We start from the raw sequence: 18001 nt of genomic DNA, 5'->3' as shown, positions 1-18001 counted from the left end.
GTCTGGCTTGTGAAGCATTTCACGAGCACGCGGGAGGAGGCGCGGATGACCACGGTGGAGAACGACGCCGAGGTGATCGTCGTGGGCGCCGGTCCCGGTGGGTCGGCGACCGCGTACCACCTGGCTCGGCACGGCGTACGGGTGCTGCTGCTGGAGAAGACCGAGTTCCCCCGGGAGAAGGTCTGCGGTGACGGGCTGACCCCACGTGCGGTGCGGCAGCTGATCCGCATGGGTGTGGACACCTCGACCGAGGCCGGCTGGCTGCGCAACCGGGGCCTGCGGGTGATCGGCGGCGGCGTCCGGCTCGAACTGGACTGGCCCGACCTGGCCAGCTTCCCCAACTACGGCCTGGTGCGCACCCGGCTGGACTTCGACGACCTGCTCGCCCAGCGGGCGGTGGCCGCCGGGGCCAAGCTGCGCACCAGCGTGAACGTCGTCGGCCCGGTGCTCGACGGCGACGGCCGGGTGGTCGGTGTGGAGGCCGAGGCGGGCCCCGACAAGGAGCCGGCCACCTTCCGCGCGCCCCTGGTGGTCGCGGCGGACGGCGTCTCCGGCCGCTTCCCGCTCGCCCTCGGGCTGGCCAAGCGGGAGGACCGGCCGATCGGCGTGGCCGTCCGGCGGTACTACCGCTGCGAGGCGAAGCACGACGACGACTACCTCGAGTCCTGGTTGGAGCTGCGCAGCAAGGGCAGCGACGCCCTGCTGCCCGGCTACGGCTGGATCTTCGGGCTGGGCGACGGCCGGGTCAACGTCGGCCTCGGCGTCCTCAACTCCTCGTCGGCCTTCGGCAAGACGAACTACCGGCGGCTGCTCACCGACTGGCTCGCCAACACCCCCGAGGAGTGGGGGATGACCGACGAGACGAACGCCGAGGGGCCGATCCTCGGCGCGGCGCTGCCGATGGGCTTCAACCGGGTGCCGCACTACACCCGCGGGGTGCTGCTCGTCGGTGACTCCGGCGGCATGGTCAACCCGTTCAACGGCGAGGGCATCGCGTACGCGATGGAGTCGGGTGAGCTGGCCGCGGAGATCGCGGTGCAGGCCCTCGCCCGCCCGGCCGGCGCCGAGCGGGAGCGGGCGCTGATGGCGTACCCGACGGAGCTGAAGGCGCGGTTCGGCGGCTACTACCGGCTCGGCGGCATCTTCGTGAAGCTGATCGGCCGCCCGGAGGTCATGCGGGCCGCCACGAGGTACGGCATGCCGCACCCGACGCTCATGCGCTTCGTGCTCAAGCTGCTGGCCAACCTGACCGACCCCCGTGGCGGGGACGCGATGGACCGGGTCATCAACGCGATGTCGAAGGCGGCGCCGGCCGTGTAGCGGGTGCCCGGGGCCGGCGACGTCCCGGGCGCGGACAAAGATCGACCCCCCGCCGGTAGCCCCCGGCAGGGACGTGAATAGTGTGATTTTCGTCAAGCACCGAGGGCAGGGAAGGACGAGCAGGAGAAACGATGTCGCTCTCGCCTTACGTACCGATCATCGGGCTGTTCGCCCTTGCCGCGGGGTTCGCCCTGTTCTCCGTGGCGGCCGCCCGCCTCGCCGGCCCTCGCCGCTACAACAAGGCCAAGCTCGAGGCGTACGAGTGCGGCATCGAGCCCAGCCCGCAGCCGGTCGGTGGCGGCCGGTTCCCGATCAAGTTCTACCTGACGGCGATGCTCTTCATCGTCTTCGACATCGAGATCATCTTCCTCTACCCCTGGGCGGTCTCGTTCGACGCCCTGCCGATCTTCGGCTTCGTGGAGATGGTCCTGTTCATCGTCGCGGTCTTCGTCGCGTACGCCTACGTGTGGCGGCGCGGCGGCCTGGACTGGGACTGAGGGAGGAACCTCAGATGGGTATCGAGGAGAAGCTCCCCGCCGGCGTCCTGCTCACCTCGGTGGAGAAGCTGGTCAACTGGTCGCGCAAGTCGTCGGTCTGGGGTGCCACCTTCGGCCTCGCCTGCTGCGCCATCGAGATGATGGCGGCCGGCGGCCCCCACTACGACATGGGCCGCTGGGGCATGGAGGTCTTCCGGGCCTCGCCCCGGCAGGCGGACCTCATGATCGTGGCCGGCCGGGTGAGCCAGAAGATGGCCCCGGTGCTCCGCCAGATCTACGACCAGATGGCCGAGCCCCGCTGGGTGCTGTCGATGGGCGTGTGCGCCAGCAGCGGCGGCATGTTCAACAACTACGCGATCGTCCAGGGCGTCGACCACGTGGTCCCGGTGGACATGTACCTGCCCGGCTGCCCGCCACGGCCGGAGATGCTCATCGACGCGATCCTCAAGCTCCGCGAGAAGATCATGCACGAGCCGCTGGGCCCGAACGGTCGCAAGATGCTGGAGGCCCGCCAGGCCCGCGGCGACGTGCCGGTGGTGCCGTACGGCTCGATGCCGTCGTCGTACCGCAGCGACAAGGCCCGGCGCGCCGAGTGGACGAAGGCCGTCCGCGAGGGCCGCGAGGAGCAGCTGCGGATCGAGAACTGGATGAAGGCCCAGACCCACCTGCAGCAGTACGGGGGCGTGAAGAAGTGACCGCACCTCAGGACAGGCCGAACGACGGCGGCGTACCGGTACCGGTGACCCCGGCCGGCGCCACCAGCGGCGCCCCGGCCGAGTACCCCCCGGCCGGCCGCGGCATGTTCGGCAACCAGGGCACCGGCGACGTCTCCGGCTACGGCGGCCTGGTCCGCCCGCGCCGCACCGTCGAGGACTCGCCGCGCCCGTACGGCGGGTACTTCGACGAGGTCACCGACGCGCTGGAGGAGGCGTACCCGGGCTTCGCGGACGCGATCGAGAAGGTCGTGGTCGACCGGGGCGAGCTGACCCTGCACGTCCGCCCCGAGCGGATCGCCGAGGTCTGCCAGGTCATGCGGGACGACCTCGCGCTCCGCTTCGAGCTGTGCTCCTCGGTGTCCGGGGTGGACTACCTCGGCGCCGACGAGCGCCGGCTGCACGTGGTCTACCAGCTCACCTCGATGACGTACCGGCGCCGGGTCCGGCTGGAGGCCGCGGTCTCCGCCGAGGATCCGCACCTGCCGAGCGTGACCGGCGTCTACCCGACCGCCGACTGGCAGGAGCGGGAGACGTACGACATGTTCGGCATCGTCTTCGACGGCCACCCCAACCTGACCCGGATCCTCATGCCGGACGACTGGGAGGGCCACCCGCAGCGCAAGGACTACCCGCTCGGCGGCGTGCCCGTCGAGTACAAGGGCGCCGAGATCCCGCCGCCGGACCGGAGGAGGTCGTACCAGTGACCGCGTCCAACTACGCCACCGAGCGCGAGACCACCGAGGGCAAGGTCTTCACCGTCACGGGTGGGGACTGGGACGACGTCGTCTCCGGCACCGACCCGATCAACGACGAGCGGATCGTCGTCAACATGGGTCCGCAGCACCCGTCCACGCACGGCGTGCTCCGGCTGATCCTGGAGCTGGAGGGCGAGACGGTCCGCGAGGCCCGCTCGGTCGTCGGCTACCTGCACACCGGCATCGAGAAGAACCTGGAGTACCGCAACTGGGTCCAGGGCTCGACGTTCGTGACCCGGATGGACTACCTGTCGCCGCTGTTCAACGAGACGGCGTACGCGCTGGCGGTGGAGAAGCTGCTCGGCATCGAGGAGCAGATCACGGAGCGGGCGACCACCATCCGGGTGCTGATGATGGAGCTGAACCGGATCTCCTCGCACCTGGTCTGGGTGGCCACCACGGCCATGGAGCTGGGCGCGGTCAACATGATGCTGTACGGCTTCCGCGAGCGGGAGCACATCCTGGAGATCTTCGAGCTGATCACCGGCCTGCGGATGAACCACGCGTACGTCCGGCCGGGCGGCGTGGCGCAGGACGTGCCGGACGAGGCGGTCGCCAAGATCCGCGACTTCCTGAAGCTGATGCCGAAGAAGCTCAAGGACTACGAGAACCTGCTCTCCGGCCAGCCGATCTGGCTCGAGCGGACGCAGAACGTGGCGGTGCTCGACGTGACCGGCTGTGTCGCGCTCGGCGTGACCGGCCCGGTGCTGCGCTCCGCCGGGCTGGCCTGGGACCTGCGCAAGACCATGCCGTACTGCGGCTACGAGACGTACGAGTTCGACGTGCCGACGCACACCGACGGCGACGTGTGGGGCCGCTACCTGGTCCGGCTCGCCGAGATGCGGGAGTCGCTGAAGCTGGTCGAGCAGGCGCTGGACCGGCTCAAGCCGGGCCCGGTGATGGTGGCCGACAAGAAGATCGCATGGCCGGCGCAGCTCGCCATCGGCGTCGACGGCATGGGCAACTCGCTGGAGCACGTCGCGAAGATCATGGGTCAGTCGATGGAGTCGCTGATCCACCACTTCAAGCTCGTCACCGAGGGCTTCCGGGTCCCGCCGGGCCAGGTCTACGTCGCGGTCGAGTCGCCGCGCGGCGAGCTGGGCGTGCACGCGGTCTCCGACGGCGGCACCCGGCCGTACCGGGTGCACTACCGCGAGCCGAGCTTCGTCAACCTCCAGGCCCTCCCGGCGATGGCCGAGGGCGGCCTGATCGCCGACGTGATCGCCGGCGGCGCCTCGCTGGACCCGGTCATGGGCGGGTGTGACCGGTGAGCGCGAGGAGCGAGCTTGCGGGCCCCGCGGTCGCGAACGGAAAGGCGACTCCGATGACTGTTTTCACCGAAGAGACCCGGGCGCGGGCACGGGAGATCATCGCCCGCTACCCGGCTGACCGGTCCCGCTCGGCGCTGCTGCCGCTGCTGCACCTGGTGCAGTCCGAGGAGGGGTACGTCTCCCCGGCCGGCATCGCGTTCTGCGCGGAGGTGCTGGGACTGAACAAGGCCCAGGTCGGCGCGGTGGCCTCCTTCTACACGATGTACAAGCGCCGCCCGACCGGTGACTGGCTGGTCAGCGTCTGCACCAACACGATGTGCAACGTGCTGGGCGGCCAGGAGGTCTACGACACCCTCGCCGAGCACCTCGGCGTCGGGCACGACGAGACCACCGCCGACGGGACGATCACCCTGGAGCACGCCGAGTGCCTGGCGGCGTGCGACTACGGCCCGGTGATGACGGTCAACTACGACTTCTTCGACAACGTGGACCCGCAGACGGCGGTCGGCGTGGTCGACGAGCTGCGCGCCGGGGGACGCCCGGTGCCGAGCCGGGGTGCCCGGCTCTGCACGCTCAAGGAGATGTCGGTGCAGCTCGCCGGGTTCGCCGACGAGCGCGAGGGCGCGGTCGCCGACGGCGTCCCGGGCGAGCCGACCCTGCGCGGGCTTCGGCTGGCGCAGGAGCACGGCATCGCGGTGTCCGGATTCGACCCGAACACGCCCATCCGCAGCAAGGCGGAGGCCGCCGAGAAGGCGAAGGCCGCGGCTCCGAAGCCGGCTCCGGCCGCGAAGGCGGAGGCCGGCACGCCGGCCGCGGGCAACGGCGCGCGACCGGCCGGCAACGCCGGCGCGGGCGAGCCGGCTCCGGCGGCCGCGGCGGCCGGCAGCACCACGCGGGACGTCAAGGCGCCGGACGCCAAGTCGCCCGAGGTGCGGGCGGCCGAGACCCGGCAGCCGGACGCGCAGACGGCGGTCCCCGACGCGCCGGGCACGAAGGTGCCGGCGGACGGCGTACCCCCGTCGCCCCGCGACGCACAGGAGGCCGAGGCCGCGGGCGCGGCGGCGAACCCGCCGGCCGGCGACGGCAAGCCCGCCGGCGACGAGGCCGGGGCGCAGGAGCGCAACCTCAGGGAAGCGGAGGCGGGGGCCGGTGCGGGCTCCCCCAACGCGAGCGACAGGGGGGCCCAGAAGTGACCACTCCGCGGCCGGAGACGCTGGCCAAGCTCACGCCGGTGCTCACGAAGCGCTGGCTGTCGCCGGACGCCTGGCGGATCGGCACCTACGAGAAGCTCGACGGGTATGCGGCGCTGCGGAAGGCGCTCAAGGCCCACCCGGACGACCTGATCCAGCTCATCAAGGACTCCGGGCTGCGTGGTCGTGGCGGTGCGGGCTTCCCGACCGGTCTCAAGTGGGGGTTCATCCCGCAGGGCGACGGCAAGCCGCACTACCTCGTGGTCAACGCCGATGAGGGCGAGCCGGGCACCTGCAAGGACCTGCCGCTGATGACGCACGACCCGCACGCGCTGGTCGAGGGCGTGATCATCGCGTCGTACGCGATCCGGGCCAACCGCGCGTACATCTACATCCGCGGTGAGGCCGTGCACGCCGCGCGCCGGCTGCGCAACGCCGTGCAGGAGGCGTACGCCAAGGGCTACCTGGGGAAGAACATCCTCGGGTCCCGGTTCGACCTGGACCTGGTGGTGCACTCGGGAGCCGGGGCGTACATCTGCGGCGAGGAGACCGCGCTGCTGGACTCGCTGGAGGGCTTCCGGGGCCAGCCCCGGCTGCGCCCGCCGTTCCCGGCGACCCACGGCCTGTACGCCAGCCCGACCGTGGTGAACAACGTCGGCACCATCGCCAGCGTCCCGTACATCGTGCTCGGTGGCGCGGACTGGTGGCGGACCATGGGCACCGAGAAGTCGTCCGGTCCGATGATCTACTCGCTCTCCGGCCGGATCGCCAACCCCGGCCAGTACGAGTGCTCGATGGGCATCACGCTCCGCGAGCTGATCGAGCTGGCCGGCGGCATGCAGCCCGGCCACAACCTGAGGTTCTGGACGCCGGGCGGCTCGTCGACGCCACTGCTCACCGCCGAGCACCTGGACGTGCCCCTGGACTTCGAGGGAGTGGCGGCGGCCGGGTCGATCCTCGGCACCACGGCCACGCAGATCTTCTCCGACCAGGACTGCCCGGTGTACGCGACCTACCGGTGGCTGGAGTTCTACCACCACGAGTCGTGCGGCAAGTGCACCCCGTGCCGTGAGGGCAACTACTGGATGGTCCGCGTCTACCGTCGGATCCTCTCCGGTCAGGGCACCCACGAGGACCTGGACACCCTGCTGGACACCTGCGACAACATCCTCGGCCGCTCGTTCTGCGGCCTGGGTGACGGTGCGACCAGCCCGGTGACCTCGTCGCTGAAGTACTTCAAGCAGGACTACCTCGACTACATCGAGGGACGTAACGCTCCGAAGCTCTCCGACAAGCAGCTGGTCGGAGCGCATTGATGAGCGCGAGGAATGAGCTTGCGAGTCCCGCAGTCGCGAATGAAGGGCGACTCTGATGACCGATGTAGCCAAGCAGACCGAGACGGTCACGCTCACCATCGACGGGATCCAGGTCACCGCTCCCAAGGGGACGCTGCTGATCCGGGTCGCCGAGCAGATGGGCATCGAGATCCCGCGGTTCTGCGACCACCCGCTGCTGGCCCCGGCCGGCGCCTGCCGCCAGTGCCTGGTCGAGGTGGAGGGGCAGCGCAAGCCGGTCGCCTCCTGCACCCAGACCGTCGCCGACGGCATGGTCGTGAAGACGCAGCTCACCTCCCCGGTCGCTAAGAAGGCGCAGGAGGGGATCATGGAGCTGCTGCTGGTGAACCACCCCCTCGACTGCCCGATGTGCGACAAGGGCGGCGAGTGCCCGTTGCAGAACCAGGCGATGTCGACCGGCCGCACCGACTCCCGGTTCCACGAGCACAAGCGGGAGTACGAGAAGCCGATGGAGATCAGCACGCAAGTGCTGCTCGACCGCGAGCGCTGCGTCCTCTGCCAGCGCTGCACCCGGTTCTCGGAGGAGATCGCCGGTGACAAGTTCATCGACCTGATGAACCGGTCTTCCGCCGAGGAGATCAACATCTATCGGGACGAGGCGTACGGCACCGAGGGCGACGACGGGGACGTGCCGTTCAACTCGTACTTCTCCGGCAACACGGTCCAGATCTGCCCGGTGGGCGCGCTGACCGGCGCGCAGTACCGGTTCCGGGCCCGCCCCTTCGACCTGGTCTCCAGCCCGAGCGTCTGCGAGCACTGCTCGGCCGGCTGCGCCCAGCGCACCGACTGGCGACGCGGCAAGGTGCTGCGGCGGCTGGCCGGCGACGACCCGGCGGTCAACGAGGAGTGGAACTGCGACAAGGGACGCTGGGGCTTCCAGTACGCCCGCGCCTTCGACCGGCTCACCACCCCGCTGGTGCGGGACGCGCGCACCGGTGAGCTGCGCGAGGCGTCGTGGAGCGAGGCGCTGACCGTCGCCGCCGAGGGCCTCCGCGCGGCGCGGGACGGCGGGCAGGGCACGGCCGTGCTCACCGGCGGCCGGTTGACCGTCGAGGACGCGTACGCGTACGCGAAGTTCGCCCGGATCGCGCTGAACACCAACGACATCGACTTCCGGGCCCGCCCGGTCTCCCGCGAGGAGGCCGACTTCCTGGCCAGTTCCGTCGCCGGCAGCACCGACGTCACCTACGCCGACGTCGAGAAGGCGCCAGCGGTGGTTCTGGTCGGCCTGGAGCCGGAGGAGGAGTGCCCGATCCTCTTCCTGCGGCTGCGCAAGGCGTACCTGAAGAAGACCCTGACGGTGTACGCGCTCGCGCCGTTCGCGACGCGCGGCCTGGAGAAGCTCGGCGCCAAGCTGGCCCGGGTGGTTCCGGGCGAGGAGGCGAGCGTGCTCGCCGAGCACGCCACGGTCGCCGAGGCGCTGAGCCAGCCGGGGGCCATCCTGATCGTCGGCGAGCGGCTGGGTGCCGTGCCGGGCGGGCTCTCCGCCGCGGCGGACGTCGCCCGGCGTACCGGCGCGAAGCTGGCCTGGGTGCCGCGACGCGCCGGTGACCGCGGCGCGGTCGACGCGGGTTGCCTGCCGAACCTGCTCCCCGGTGGCCGGCTGGTCACCGAGCCGGCCGCGCGGGCCGAGCTGGGCGAGGCGTGGGACATCCCGGCCGGCGTCATCCCCAGCCAGGCCGGCCGCGACACCGACGGCATCCTCGCCGCGGCGGCCGCCGGCCAGCTCGGCGCGCTGGTGGTGGCCGGGGTCGACCCGGCCGACCTGGCCGACCCGCGCCAGGCCGAGGCGGCGCTGGACGCGGTGCCGTTCCTGGTCAGCCTGGAACTGCGGAACAGCGCGGTGGCCCGGCGGGCCGACGTCGTCTTCCCGGTCGCCCCGGTGGTCGAGAAGGCCGGCAGCTTCCTGGACTGGGAGGGGCGGCTGCGGACCTTCGAGGCGGTCCTGCACACCGCGGCGATGACCGACGGCCGGGTGCTGGACGCGCTCGCCGCGCACCTCGACGTGCGGCTCGGCACCGCCGACGTGCCGACCGTCCGCCGCGAGCTGGGCGGCCTGCCGCATACCCGCACCACCCGGCCGGCCGCGCCGTCGGTGGCCCCGGTGACGGTGCCGGAGCCCGGCGCCGGCGAGGCGGTGCTCGCCACCTGGCACCAGCTGATCGACCTGGGCAGCCTGACCGACGGCGACGAGCACCTCGCGGGCACCGCCCGCCCGCCGGTGGTCCGGCTGGGCAAGGGCACCGCGGAGGCGATCGGCGTGGCCGACGGCGACCCGGTGACCGTCGGCACCGACCGGGGCGCGATCACGCTTCCGGCCGCGGTGACCGAGATGCCGGACGGCGTCGTCTGGCTGCCGACCAACTCGCCCGGCTCGACGGTCCGCCGCAGCCTGGGCGCCACGTCCGGCGCGATCGTGCGGGTCTCCGCCGCGACCACGTCGGCCGTTCCCCAGCAGGCCGACGCGCCGGTCACCGCCGACGTCGCCGGCCGTCCCGGCCCGCTCCTCAACTCCGGGGGTGTCTCATGACCTTCCTCGCGCAGGACCCGACGCTGGCGGACTTCGGCCGGGACCCGTGGTGGCTGGTCCTCGGCAAGATCGTCTTCGCGTTCGCCTTCGGTCTGCTCGCCACCCTGCTCGGGGTCTGGTTCGAGCGGCGGGTCGTCGGTCGGATGGCGGTGCGGCCCGGCCCGAACCAGGTCGGCCCGTTCGGCCTGCTCCAGACCCTCGCCGACGGCCTGAAGATGGCCTTCAAGGAGGACATCCTTCCGAAGGCCGCGGACAAGGTCGTCTACTTCTTCGCGCCGGTCATCTCGGTGGTCTGTGCGGTCACCGCGCTGTCGGTGATCCCGTTCGGCCCGATGGTCAGCATCTTCGGGCACTGGACGCCGCTGCAGGTCACCGACGTGCCGGTGGCGGTGCTGGTGGTGCTGGCCTGCTCCTCGCTGGCCGTCTACGGCGTCGTGCTGGGCGGGTGGGCCTCCGGCTCGACGTACCCGCTGCTCGGTGGTCTGCGCTCCACCGCCCAGATGATCTCGTACGAGGTCGCGATGGGCCTGAGCATCGTCGCGGTGTTCATGACCGCCGGCACGATGTCGACCAGCGGGATCGTCGCCAAGCAGGGCGACGCCACCCGGCTGACCGTGTTCGGCACCGAGATCCCGGCGCCCGGCTGGTACGCGATCCTGCTGCTGCCGAGCTTCATCATCTTCTTCATCGCCACGGTCGGTGAGACGAACCGCGCGCCGTTCGACCTGCCGGAGGCGGAGTCGGAGCTGGTCGCGGGCTTCATGACCGAGTACAGCTCGCTGAAGTTCGCACTCTTCATGCTCAGCGAGTACGTGGCGATGGTGACGATGTCCGCGGTCACCGTGACGCTCTTCCTCGGCGGCTGGCACGCGCCGTGGCCGATCACCATCTGGGAGGGAGCGAACTCCGGCTGGTGGCCGATGCTGTGGTTCTTCGGCAAGGTCGTCGCCCTGGTCTTCGTCTTCGTCTGGCTGCGGGGCACGCTGCCCCGGCTGCGCTACGACCAGTTCATGCGCTTCGGGTGGAAGGTCCTGCTCCCGATCAACCTGGTCTGGATCCTGGTGCTCTCCGGCCTGCGGTCGATCGAGGACTGGGACAACCGCAGCAAGCTGATCGCGGTCGGCATCCCCGCCGGCCTCCTCCTGCTCGCCACGCTGTTCTGGCCGACCCGCAAGCCGACGCCGAAGCCGACGCTGGCGGAGCAGGTCAACAACCGTCCACCGGGCAGCTTCCCGCTGCCCCCGCTGGACCTTCAGGTGCCACCGAGCCCGCGGACCCGGCGCGTCGTCGCCGAGCGGGAGCCGGCCAACATCGCCGCCGGCACGGATTCCAGGGAGGTGTGACGTGGGCGCGATCACCGGAACGTTCAAGGGCTTCGGGGTCACCTTCTCGCACATGTTCAAGAAGGTCGTCACCACCGACTACCCGTTCAAGCCGCCGGTCTCGGCGCCGCGCTACCACGGGCGGCACATCCTCAACCGGCACCCGGACGGCCTGGAGAAGTGCATCGGCTGCGAGCTCTGCGCCTGGGCCTGCCCGGCGGACGCGATCTACGTCGAGGGTGGCGACAACACCGAGGAGCAGCGCTTCTCCCCGGGTGAGCGGTACGCCAGCGTCTACCAGATCAACTACGCCCGCTGCATCTTCTGCGGGCTCTGCATCGAGGCCTGCCCGACCCGTTCGCTCACCATGAGCAACGAGTACGAGCTGGCCCGGGACAACCGGCAGGATCTGATCTTCACCAAGGAGCAGCTGCTCGCGCCGCTGCTGCCGGGCATGGAGCAGCCGCCGCACCCGATGCGGCTCGGCGACAGCGAGAAGGACTACTACGTCGGCGCGCTGGAGAACCCGGGCACCTCGGCTGGCGCGGAGCACTCGCCGATGGGCCCCGGCCGCTACCAGCTCGACGAGCACCCGGGGGTCACGTTCCCCGGTGCCGAGCAGGCCGCGCAACGGGCCGGCAAGGGAGACGGAGCATGACCACGCAGACGGTGCTCGCCGCGGCGGGCTCGGTGTCCGGCGGCGAGGCGGTCACCTTCTGGATCCTCGCGCCGCTGGCGCTGCTCGGCGCGATCGGCATGATCGCCGCGCGCAACGCCGTGCACTCGGCGCTCTGGCTGGTGCTGACGATGCTCTGCCTGGGCGTGTTCTACGTGCTCCAGGCCGGGCCGTTCATCGGCATGGTGCAGATCATCGTCTACACCGGCGCGATCATGATGCTCTTCCTGTTCGTGCTGATGCTGGTCGGCCGTGACGCGTCCGACTCGCTGATCGAGACGCTGCGGGGCCAGCGGGTCGCGGCGATCCTCCTCGGGCTCGGCTTCGCCGGCCTGGTGGGCACCGGCGTGTACCGGGCGCTGGACGGCGGCACCGCCGCCGGACTGACCGCGGCCAACACCGAGGGCAACGTGCAGGGCATCGCCCGGCTGCTGTTCACGAAGTACGTCTTCGCGTTCGAGCTGACCTCGGCGCTGCTCATCACCGCGGCGGTCGGCGCGATGGTGCTCGCGCACATCGAGCGCCGCAAGGAGGACAGGCTGGACCAGGTCGCCACCATGAAGGCGCGGTTCCGCCCCGGCAACTACCCCGGCCCGAAGCCCGGCCCGGGTGTCTTCGCCACCTCCTCGTCGGTCGCCACCCCGGCCCGCCTGCCCGACGGCCGGCTGACCGAGCGGAGCACCCCGGACATCCTGCCGGTCCGCGAGCTGACCGCCGAGGAGATCTCGCTGAAGGGGACCGACAAGTGAACGAGTTCTTCTCGGTCGAACCGAACTACTACCTGGTGCTCGCCGCGGTGCTGTTCACCATCGGCGCCGCCGGGGTGCTCATCCGGCGGAACGCCATCGTGCTGTTCATGTGCGTCGAGCTGATGCTCAACGCGGCCAACCTGACCCTGGTCACCTTCAGCCGGATCAACGGTGACCTCAACGGCCAGATCATGGCGTTCTTCGTGATGGTGGTGGCCGCGGCCGAGGTCGTGGTCGGGCTCGCGATCATCATGGCGATCTTCCGGACCCGGCGCTCGGCGAGCGTCGATGACGCCAACCTGCTGAAGTACTGAGGGGCCTGCGGTGATGGAGATTCTGGCGAACGCTCCGGTCGAACCGGTGGGCACCGTCACGTACGCGCCGGCCGACGGGCTGCTGGGCAGCGTCTGGCTGCTCGTCGCGATCCCGCTGGTCAGCGCCGCGATCCTGCTCCTGCTCGGCCGCCGGGCGGACCGGTGGGGGCACTGGCTCGGCGTCGCGTCGATCGGCGTCGCGTTCGTGCTCGGCCTGACCTACTTCCTCCAGCTGCGCGGCCTGGAGAACCGGTCCGTCGAGCTGAGCCTGTGGGAGTTCATCGCCGTCGGTGACCTGCGGGTGGACTTCGGCCTGCTCTTCGATCCGCTGGCTGCGGTCTTCGTCCTGCTGATCACCGGGGTGGGTTTCCTGATCCACCTGTACGCGGTGGAGTACATGGCGCACGACGCCGGGCGCCGGCGCTTCTTCGGGTACTTCAACCTGTTCGTCGCCGCCATGCTCCTGCTGGTGCTCGGCAACAACTACGTGATGCTCTACTTCGGCTGGGAGGGCGTCGGTCTGGCGTCGTACCTGCTGATCTCCTTCTGGTACGAGCGGCCGAGCGCCGCCACGGCCGGCAAGAAGGCGTTCCTGATGAACCGGGTCGGCGACGCCGGCCTGGCGATCGGCATCTTCATCATGTTCGCCACCCTGGGCACCACGCAGTACGACGAGGTCTTCAGCGGGGTCGGTGCCCTGACCTCGACCACGGTCCTCCTGCTCGGCCTGCTCCTGCTGCTCGGCGCGACCGGCAAGTCCGGCCAGTTCCCGCTCCAGGCGTGGCTCCCGGACGCGATGGAGGGCCCGACCCCGGTCTCCGCGCTCATCCACGCGGCCACGATGGTCACCGCGGGCGTCTACCTGATCGCCCGGTCGAACCCGATCTTCTCGGCCAACTCGACGCTCCAGCTGGTCGTGGTGAGCGTCGGCGCGCTGACCCTGCTGATCGGCTGCGTCATCGGCGCCGCGAAGGACGACATCAAGCGGGTGCTCGCCTGGTCGACGGTCAGCCAGATCGGCTACATGTTCCTCGGCGTCGGCCTCGGCGGGGCGGCGTACGCGCTGGCCATCGTGCACCTGCTGGCGCACGGCTTCTTCAAGGCCAACATGTTCCTCGGCGCCGGCTCGGTCATGCACGGCATGAAGGACCAGGTCGACATCCGCCGTTTCGGTGGGCTGTCGAAGTACATGAAGATCACCTGGCTGACCTTCATGACGGGCTGGCTGGCCATCATCGGCCTGCCGCCGTTCTCCGGCTTCTTCTCGAAGGAGCCGATCATCGTGGCCGCGTTCGAGCGGGAGGGCTGGACGGCCTGGCTGTTCGGCACGGCGGCCCTGCTCGGTGCCGGGCTCACCGCGTTCTACATGACCCGGCTGTTCGTGCTGACCTTCCACGGCCCGGCCCGCTGGACCGAGGACATCGACCACCCGCACGAGTCGCCGAAGCTCATGACGATCCCGCTGGTCCTGCTCGCCGTCGGCTCGGTCGCGGCGGGTGCGCTGATGGCCGGCCCGGTGCCGTCGTGGCTGGAGGCCACCGCCGGGCTGGGCGGCCAGACCGAGGCGCACGAGGCGGTGCTGTCGCACCTCGCCATCACGATCCTGTCGATCCTGGTCACCGTGGTCGGCGCCGGCCTGGCCTGGTTCCTGTTCCGGGCCGGTACGGCCACCGAGCCGCAGCCGGCCGGGGTGCTGGTCACCGCGGCCCGGAAGAACCTCTACACCGACGCCGTCAACGAGGCGGTCTTCGAGAAGCCGGGCATCTTCCTCACCCGGGCGCTGGTCTACCTCGACAACCGCGGCATCGACGGGCTGGTCAACGGCCTCGCCGCCGGGGTGGGCGGCGGATCGGGCCGGCTCCGGCGGCTGCAGACCGGCTTCGTCCGGTCGTACGCCACCTCGATCCTGGCCGGCGCCCTGCTGGTGGTGGCGGCCTTCCTGGCCGTCGAGGCGGGGTGGCTGGCGTGATCGACCTGAAGAGGCTGTCGGCCTCGCACGCGGCCGTCGCCGGCGGACCGCGCAGTGACGACGGAGGTAAGGCCGCGTAATGTCCGACTTTCCGTTCCTCTCCGTGCTCACGGTGGCGCCGCTCGTCGGCGCCCTCGTGGTCGCCCTCCTGCCCCGTCACCGGCCGGAACTGGCCAAGCAGGTGGCGCTTGGCTGGTCGTTGCTGGTGCTGGCGCTCTCGGTGGTCATGTGGGTGACCTGGCAGACCGGCGGTGAGCGGTTCCAGTTCCGCGAGTCGTACCCGTGGATCCCCAACTGGGGCGTCAACTTCACCTTCGCCGCCGACGGCATCGCGCTGGTCATGCTGATGCTGATCGCGGTGCTGGTGCCGCTGGTGATCCTGGCGTCCTGGCACGACGCGGACGGGGGTTCCGGGGCGCCGACCGCGACCGACCGCGGAGCCGGCGCCGACCGGCAGGATGGACCGGCGCGCGCCGGAATCCCCGCTACCTCGAAGCGGTCGGTGCCAATGTACTTCGCGTTGCTGCTGGTCCTCGAGTGCACGATGATCGGCGTCTTCGCCGCCGCCGACGTCTTCCTGTTCTACGTGTTCTTCGAGGTCATGCTGGTGCCGATGTACTTCCTCATCGGCAGCTACGGCGGCCACCAGCGGCAGTACGCGGCGGTCAAGTTCTTCCTCTACTCCCTGGTCGGCGGTCTCTTCATGCTCGCCGCGGTGATCGGCCTGTGGGTGGTCGGCGGGAAGACGTTCGACTGGGTGGCGCTGAGCCAGGTGGACATCTCCACCGGCACCGAGCGCTGGCTGTTCCTCGGGTTCTTCCTCGCGTTCGCGATCAAGGCGCCGTTCTTCCCGTTCCACACCTGGCTGCCGGACGCCGGTGGCGCGGCGCCGGCCGGTGCCGCCGCCCTGCTGGTCGGCGTGCTGGACAAGGTCGGGACGTTCGGCATCCTGCGCTACTGCCTCCCGCTGTTCCCGGACGCGGCCAAGTGGTTCGCCCCGTGGGCGCTGGCGCTGGGCCTGATCGGCATCATCTACGCGGCGCTGCTCGCGGTCGGCCAGAACGACCTCAAGCGGCTCGTGTCGTACACGTCGATCGCCCACTTCGGCTTCATCGGGGTCGGCATCTTCGCCTTCACCAGCCAGGCGGCCACCGGCGCGGTGCTGTACATGGTCAACCACGGTCTCGCCACCGGCCTGCTCTTCCTGGTCGTCGGCATGCTGATCGCCCGGCGCGGCTCCGCCCTGATCAGCGACTTCGGCGGCGCCGGCAAGCTGGTCCCGGTCCTGGCCGGGGTGCTCTTCTTCGCCGGCCTCGCCTCGCTGGCGCTGCCCGGCACCGCGCCGTTCATCTCCGAGTTCCTGGTGCTGATCGGCACCTTCACGGTGAACAAGCCGGTGGCGGTGATCGCCACGCTCGGCATCATCCTGGCCGCCGCGTACGTCCTGTGGATGGTGCAGCGCACCACCCAGGGCACCCTCAACCCGGCGCTGACCGAGGTCGACGGCATGAAGCGTGACCTCAACCTGCGCGAGAAGGTCGTGGTGGCCCCGCTGATCGCGCTGATCGTGCTGCTCGGCTTCTACCCGAAGCCGGTCACCGACGTGATCAACCCGGCCGTGCAGGCCACCATGCAGGACATCGGCAGGACCGACCCGGCCCCGTCGGTGGGCAACGTCCAGGAGGCGGCCAAATGACTGAGCTGAAACTGCCGTCGATCGACTACGCGGCGCTCGCGCCGACGCTCATCATGCTGGGCGCCGCGCTGGTCGGTGTCCTGGTCGAGGCGTTCGTCCCGCGGCGGCTGCGGCACGTGGTGCAGTTGTCGGTGGCGCTGCTGGCCGTGCTCGCCGCGCTGACCATGGTCGTGCTGAACGCCGACGACCGCCTCATCACCATCGGTGGGGCGATCGCGGTGGATGGCCCGGCCCTCTTCCTCCAGGGCGCGATCCTCGTGCTCGCGGCGATGGCGCTGCTGCTCATCGGTGAGCGCACCGTCGAGCGGGGCGGGGCGTTCGTGGCCCAGGCGGCGGTCACCGCCGAGTCGGCCGACGACCGGCGGCAGGCCGAGGGCGCCAACGGCCTCACCGAGGTCTACCCGCTGACCACGTTCGCGATCGGCGGCATGCTGATCTTCGTGGCGGCGAACGACCTGCTGACCATGTTCATCGCGCTGGAGGTCTTCTCGCTGCCGCTCTACCTGCTCTGCGCGCTGGCCCGCCGCCGGCGCCTGCTGAGCCAGGAGGCGGCGCTGAAGTACTTCATGCTCGGCGCGTACGCCTCGGCGTTCTTCCTGTTCGGCGTCGCCCTGGTGTACGGCTTCACCGCCGGCATCCCGGACCGCCCGGCCGGGGTGGACTTCGCCACCGTCCACGCCGCCGTCACCGACAGCCCGGCCAGCCCGGTGCTGCTCTTCGCCGGCATGGCGCTGCTCGCCATCGGCCTGCTGTTCAAGGCCGCCGCCGCGCCGTTCCACGTCTGGACGCCGGACGTCTACCAGGGTGCGCCCACGCCGGTCACCGGCTTCATGGCCGCCTGCACGAAGGTCGCCGCGTTCGGCGCCCTGCTGCGGGTCTTCCACGTGGCGTTCGAGGGGGCCCGGTGGGACTTCACCCCGGTCCTCGGCGTGGTGGCGGTGCTGACCATGCTGGTCGGGGCGGTGCTGGCGGTCACGCAGACCGACATCAAGCGGCTGCTCGCGTACTCGTCGATCGCGAACGCCGGTTACCTGCTGGTCGGCGTGCTCGCGCCGAACAGCGAGGGCGTCTCCGGGACGATGTTCTACCTGGTGGCGTACGGCTTCTCGGTGCTGGCCGCGTTCGCCGTGGTGACCCTGGTCCGGGACGCCGACGGGGAGGCGACCCACCTGTCCCGGTGGGCGGGCCTGGGCCGCCGTTCGCCGTTCTACGCGGCGCTGTTCACCTTCATCCTGCTCGCGTTCGCCGGTATCCCGCTGACCAGCGGTTTCACCAGCAAGTTCGCGGTCTTCGGTCCGGCGCTGGACGGCGGGCAGGCGTGGCTGGTGATCGCCGGTGTGCTGACCAGCATGGTGCTGGCCTTCCCGTACCTGCGGGTGGTCGTGATGATGTGGCTCTCCGAGCCCGGCGAGTCGACCCCGACGGTGACCGTCCCCGGTGGGCTCACCTCGGCCGCGCTGATGATCGGCGTGATCGCCACCCTGGTCCTCGGCGTCGCCCCGGCGCCGCTGCTCGACCTGGCCACGGGAGCCGCCGAGTTCGTGCGCTGAGTCCGCTGCCCGTGGGGGCCGGTACGCGTTCGCGTACCGGCCCCCACGGCGTCTGCGGAGCCTCTGCCATCCCCGGCCCGGAGCTGGTCGA

The 18001-nt window shown here is 70.8% G+C and carries 15 protein-coding genes; all 15 read left to right on the top strand.

What is annotated here, in order from left to right:
- Window positions 1-45 precede the first annotated feature (45 nt).
- The 15 genes from HCJ94_RS04510 (at window position 46) to nuoN (ending at window position 17910) form a co-directional block, all read left to right on the top strand.
- Window positions 46-1320 carry a geranylgeranyl reductase family protein gene (locus tag HCJ94_RS04510; protein ID WP_167999662.1) on the top strand — a complete coding sequence of 425 codons (1275 nt, stop codon included), beginning with the start codon at window positions 46-48 and terminating at the stop codon, window positions 1318-1320.
- A gap of 131 nt (window positions 1321-1451) precedes the next feature.
- On the top strand, window positions 1452-1817 hold the full coding sequence (locus HCJ94_RS04505) for an NADH-quinone oxidoreductase subunit A (RefSeq protein ID WP_155329297.1): 366 nt from the start codon (window positions 1452-1454) through the stop codon (window positions 1815-1817).
- A 14-nt stretch (window positions 1818-1831) separates the two neighbouring features.
- On the top strand, window positions 1832-2512 hold the full coding sequence (locus HCJ94_RS04500) for a NuoB/complex I 20 kDa subunit family protein (RefSeq protein ID WP_167999661.1): 681 nt from the start codon (window positions 1832-1834) through the stop codon (window positions 2510-2512).
- Window positions 2509-3237: an NADH-quinone oxidoreductase subunit C gene (locus tag HCJ94_RS04495; RefSeq protein ID WP_167999660.1), complete on the top strand. Its 729-nt coding sequence runs from the start codon at window positions 2509-2511 to the stop codon at window positions 3235-3237. The genes HCJ94_RS04500 and HCJ94_RS04495 overlap by 4 nt, the downstream gene beginning before the upstream one ends.
- Window positions 3234-4559, top strand: a complete 1326-nt coding sequence (locus tag HCJ94_RS04490) for an NADH-quinone oxidoreductase subunit D (protein WP_167999659.1) — start codon at window positions 3234-3236, stop codon at window positions 4557-4559. Before HCJ94_RS04495 ends, HCJ94_RS04490 begins: the two co-directional genes overlap by 4 nt.
- Window positions 4560-4612: 53 nt before the next feature.
- Window positions 4613-5752: an NADH-quinone oxidoreductase subunit NuoE gene (gene nuoE / locus HCJ94_RS04485; protein ID WP_167999658.1), complete on the top strand. Its 1140-nt coding sequence runs from the start codon at window positions 4613-4615 to the stop codon at window positions 5750-5752.
- Window positions 5749-7065 carry an NADH-quinone oxidoreductase subunit NuoF gene (gene nuoF, locus HCJ94_RS04480; protein WP_167999657.1) on the top strand — a complete coding sequence of 439 codons (1317 nt, stop codon included), beginning with the start codon at window positions 5749-5751 and terminating at the stop codon, window positions 7063-7065. Before nuoE ends, nuoF begins: the two co-directional genes overlap by 4 nt.
- 55 nt (window positions 7066-7120) lie before the next feature.
- A complete protein-coding gene (locus HCJ94_RS04475) occupies window positions 7121-9634 on the top strand; it encodes an NADH-quinone oxidoreductase subunit G (RefSeq protein WP_167999656.1) in 2514 nt (837 codons plus the stop codon).
- Window positions 9631-10977 carry an NADH-quinone oxidoreductase subunit NuoH gene (nuoH, locus tag HCJ94_RS04470; RefSeq protein WP_167999655.1) on the top strand — a complete coding sequence of 449 codons (1347 nt, stop codon included), beginning with the start codon at window positions 9631-9633 and terminating at the stop codon, window positions 10975-10977. The genes HCJ94_RS04475 and nuoH overlap by 4 nt, the downstream gene beginning before the upstream one ends.
- Before the next feature lies 1 nt (window position 10978).
- Entirely contained in the window at window positions 10979-11614 is a 636-nt protein-coding gene (nuoI, locus tag HCJ94_RS04465; protein ID WP_167999654.1) for an NADH-quinone oxidoreductase subunit NuoI, read from the top strand.
- Complete coding sequence (locus HCJ94_RS04460; protein ID WP_167999653.1) at window positions 11611-12381, top strand: NADH-quinone oxidoreductase subunit J; 771 nt, start codon at window positions 11611-11613, stop codon at window positions 12379-12381. The genes nuoI and HCJ94_RS04460 overlap by 4 nt, the downstream gene beginning before the upstream one ends.
- Window positions 12378-12695, top strand: coding sequence for an NADH-quinone oxidoreductase subunit NuoK (gene nuoK / locus HCJ94_RS04455; RefSeq protein ID WP_155329287.1), 318 nt, complete (start codon window positions 12378-12380; stop codon window positions 12693-12695). Before HCJ94_RS04460 ends, nuoK begins: the two co-directional genes overlap by 4 nt.
- A gap of 13 nt (window positions 12696-12708) precedes the next feature.
- Window positions 12709-14664 carry an NADH-quinone oxidoreductase subunit L gene (nuoL, locus tag HCJ94_RS04450; protein ID WP_167999739.1) on the top strand — a complete coding sequence of 652 codons (1956 nt, stop codon included), beginning with the start codon at window positions 12709-12711 and terminating at the stop codon, window positions 14662-14664.
- Window positions 14665-14743: 79 nt separating this feature from the next.
- Window positions 14744-16360, top strand: a complete 1617-nt coding sequence (locus tag HCJ94_RS04445; RefSeq protein WP_167999652.1) for an NADH-quinone oxidoreductase subunit M — start codon at window positions 14744-14746, stop codon at window positions 16358-16360.
- On the top strand, window positions 16357-17910 hold the full coding sequence (nuoN, locus tag HCJ94_RS04440; RefSeq protein ID WP_167999651.1) for an NADH-quinone oxidoreductase subunit NuoN: 1554 nt from the start codon (window positions 16357-16359) through the stop codon (window positions 17908-17910). Before HCJ94_RS04445 ends, nuoN begins: the two co-directional genes overlap by 4 nt.
- Window positions 17911-18001: the final 91 nt, after the last annotated feature.

It is taken from the genome of Micromonospora thermarum (assembly GCF_012034245.1).
Classification (GTDB): domain Bacteria; phylum Actinomycetota; class Actinomycetes; order Mycobacteriales; family Micromonosporaceae; genus Micromonospora; species Micromonospora thermarum.
The sequence above is the reverse complement of the archived record's forward strand: the minus strand, read 5'-3'. Positions and strand labels throughout refer to the sequence as shown.

Bases quoted from the DNA above. Each gene is read 5' to 3' on its own strand.
- nuoN (WP_167999651.1), top strand. From the start codon at position 16,357: ATGACTGAGCTGAAACTGCCGTCGATCGACTACGCGGCGCTCGCGCCG.
- HCJ94_RS04460 (WP_167999653.1), top strand. From the start codon at position 11,611: ATGACCACGCAGACGGTGCTCGCCGCGGCGGGCTCGGTGTCCGGCGGC.
- HCJ94_RS04445 (WP_167999652.1), top strand. From the start codon at position 14,744: ATGTCCGACTTTCCGTTCCTCTCCGTGCTCACGGTGGCGCCGCTCGTC.
- HCJ94_RS04510 (WP_167999662.1), top strand. From the start codon at position 46: ATGACCACGGTGGAGAACGACGCCGAGGTGATCGTCGTGGGCGCCGGT.
- HCJ94_RS04500 (WP_167999661.1), top strand. From the start codon at position 1,832: ATGGGTATCGAGGAGAAGCTCCCCGCCGGCGTCCTGCTCACCTCGGTG.
- HCJ94_RS04475 (WP_167999656.1), top strand. From the start codon at position 7,121: ATGACCGATGTAGCCAAGCAGACCGAGACGGTCACGCTCACCATCGAC.
- nuoE (WP_167999658.1), top strand. From the start codon at position 4,613: ATGACTGTTTTCACCGAAGAGACCCGGGCGCGGGCACGGGAGATCATC.
- nuoL (WP_167999739.1), top strand. From the start codon at position 12,709: ATGGAGATTCTGGCGAACGCTCCGGTCGAACCGGTGGGCACCGTCACG.
- HCJ94_RS04505 (WP_155329297.1), top strand. From the start codon at position 1,452: ATGTCGCTCTCGCCTTACGTACCGATCATCGGGCTGTTCGCCCTTGCC.
- nuoH (WP_167999655.1), top strand. From the start codon at position 9,631: ATGACCTTCCTCGCGCAGGACCCGACGCTGGCGGACTTCGGCCGGGAC.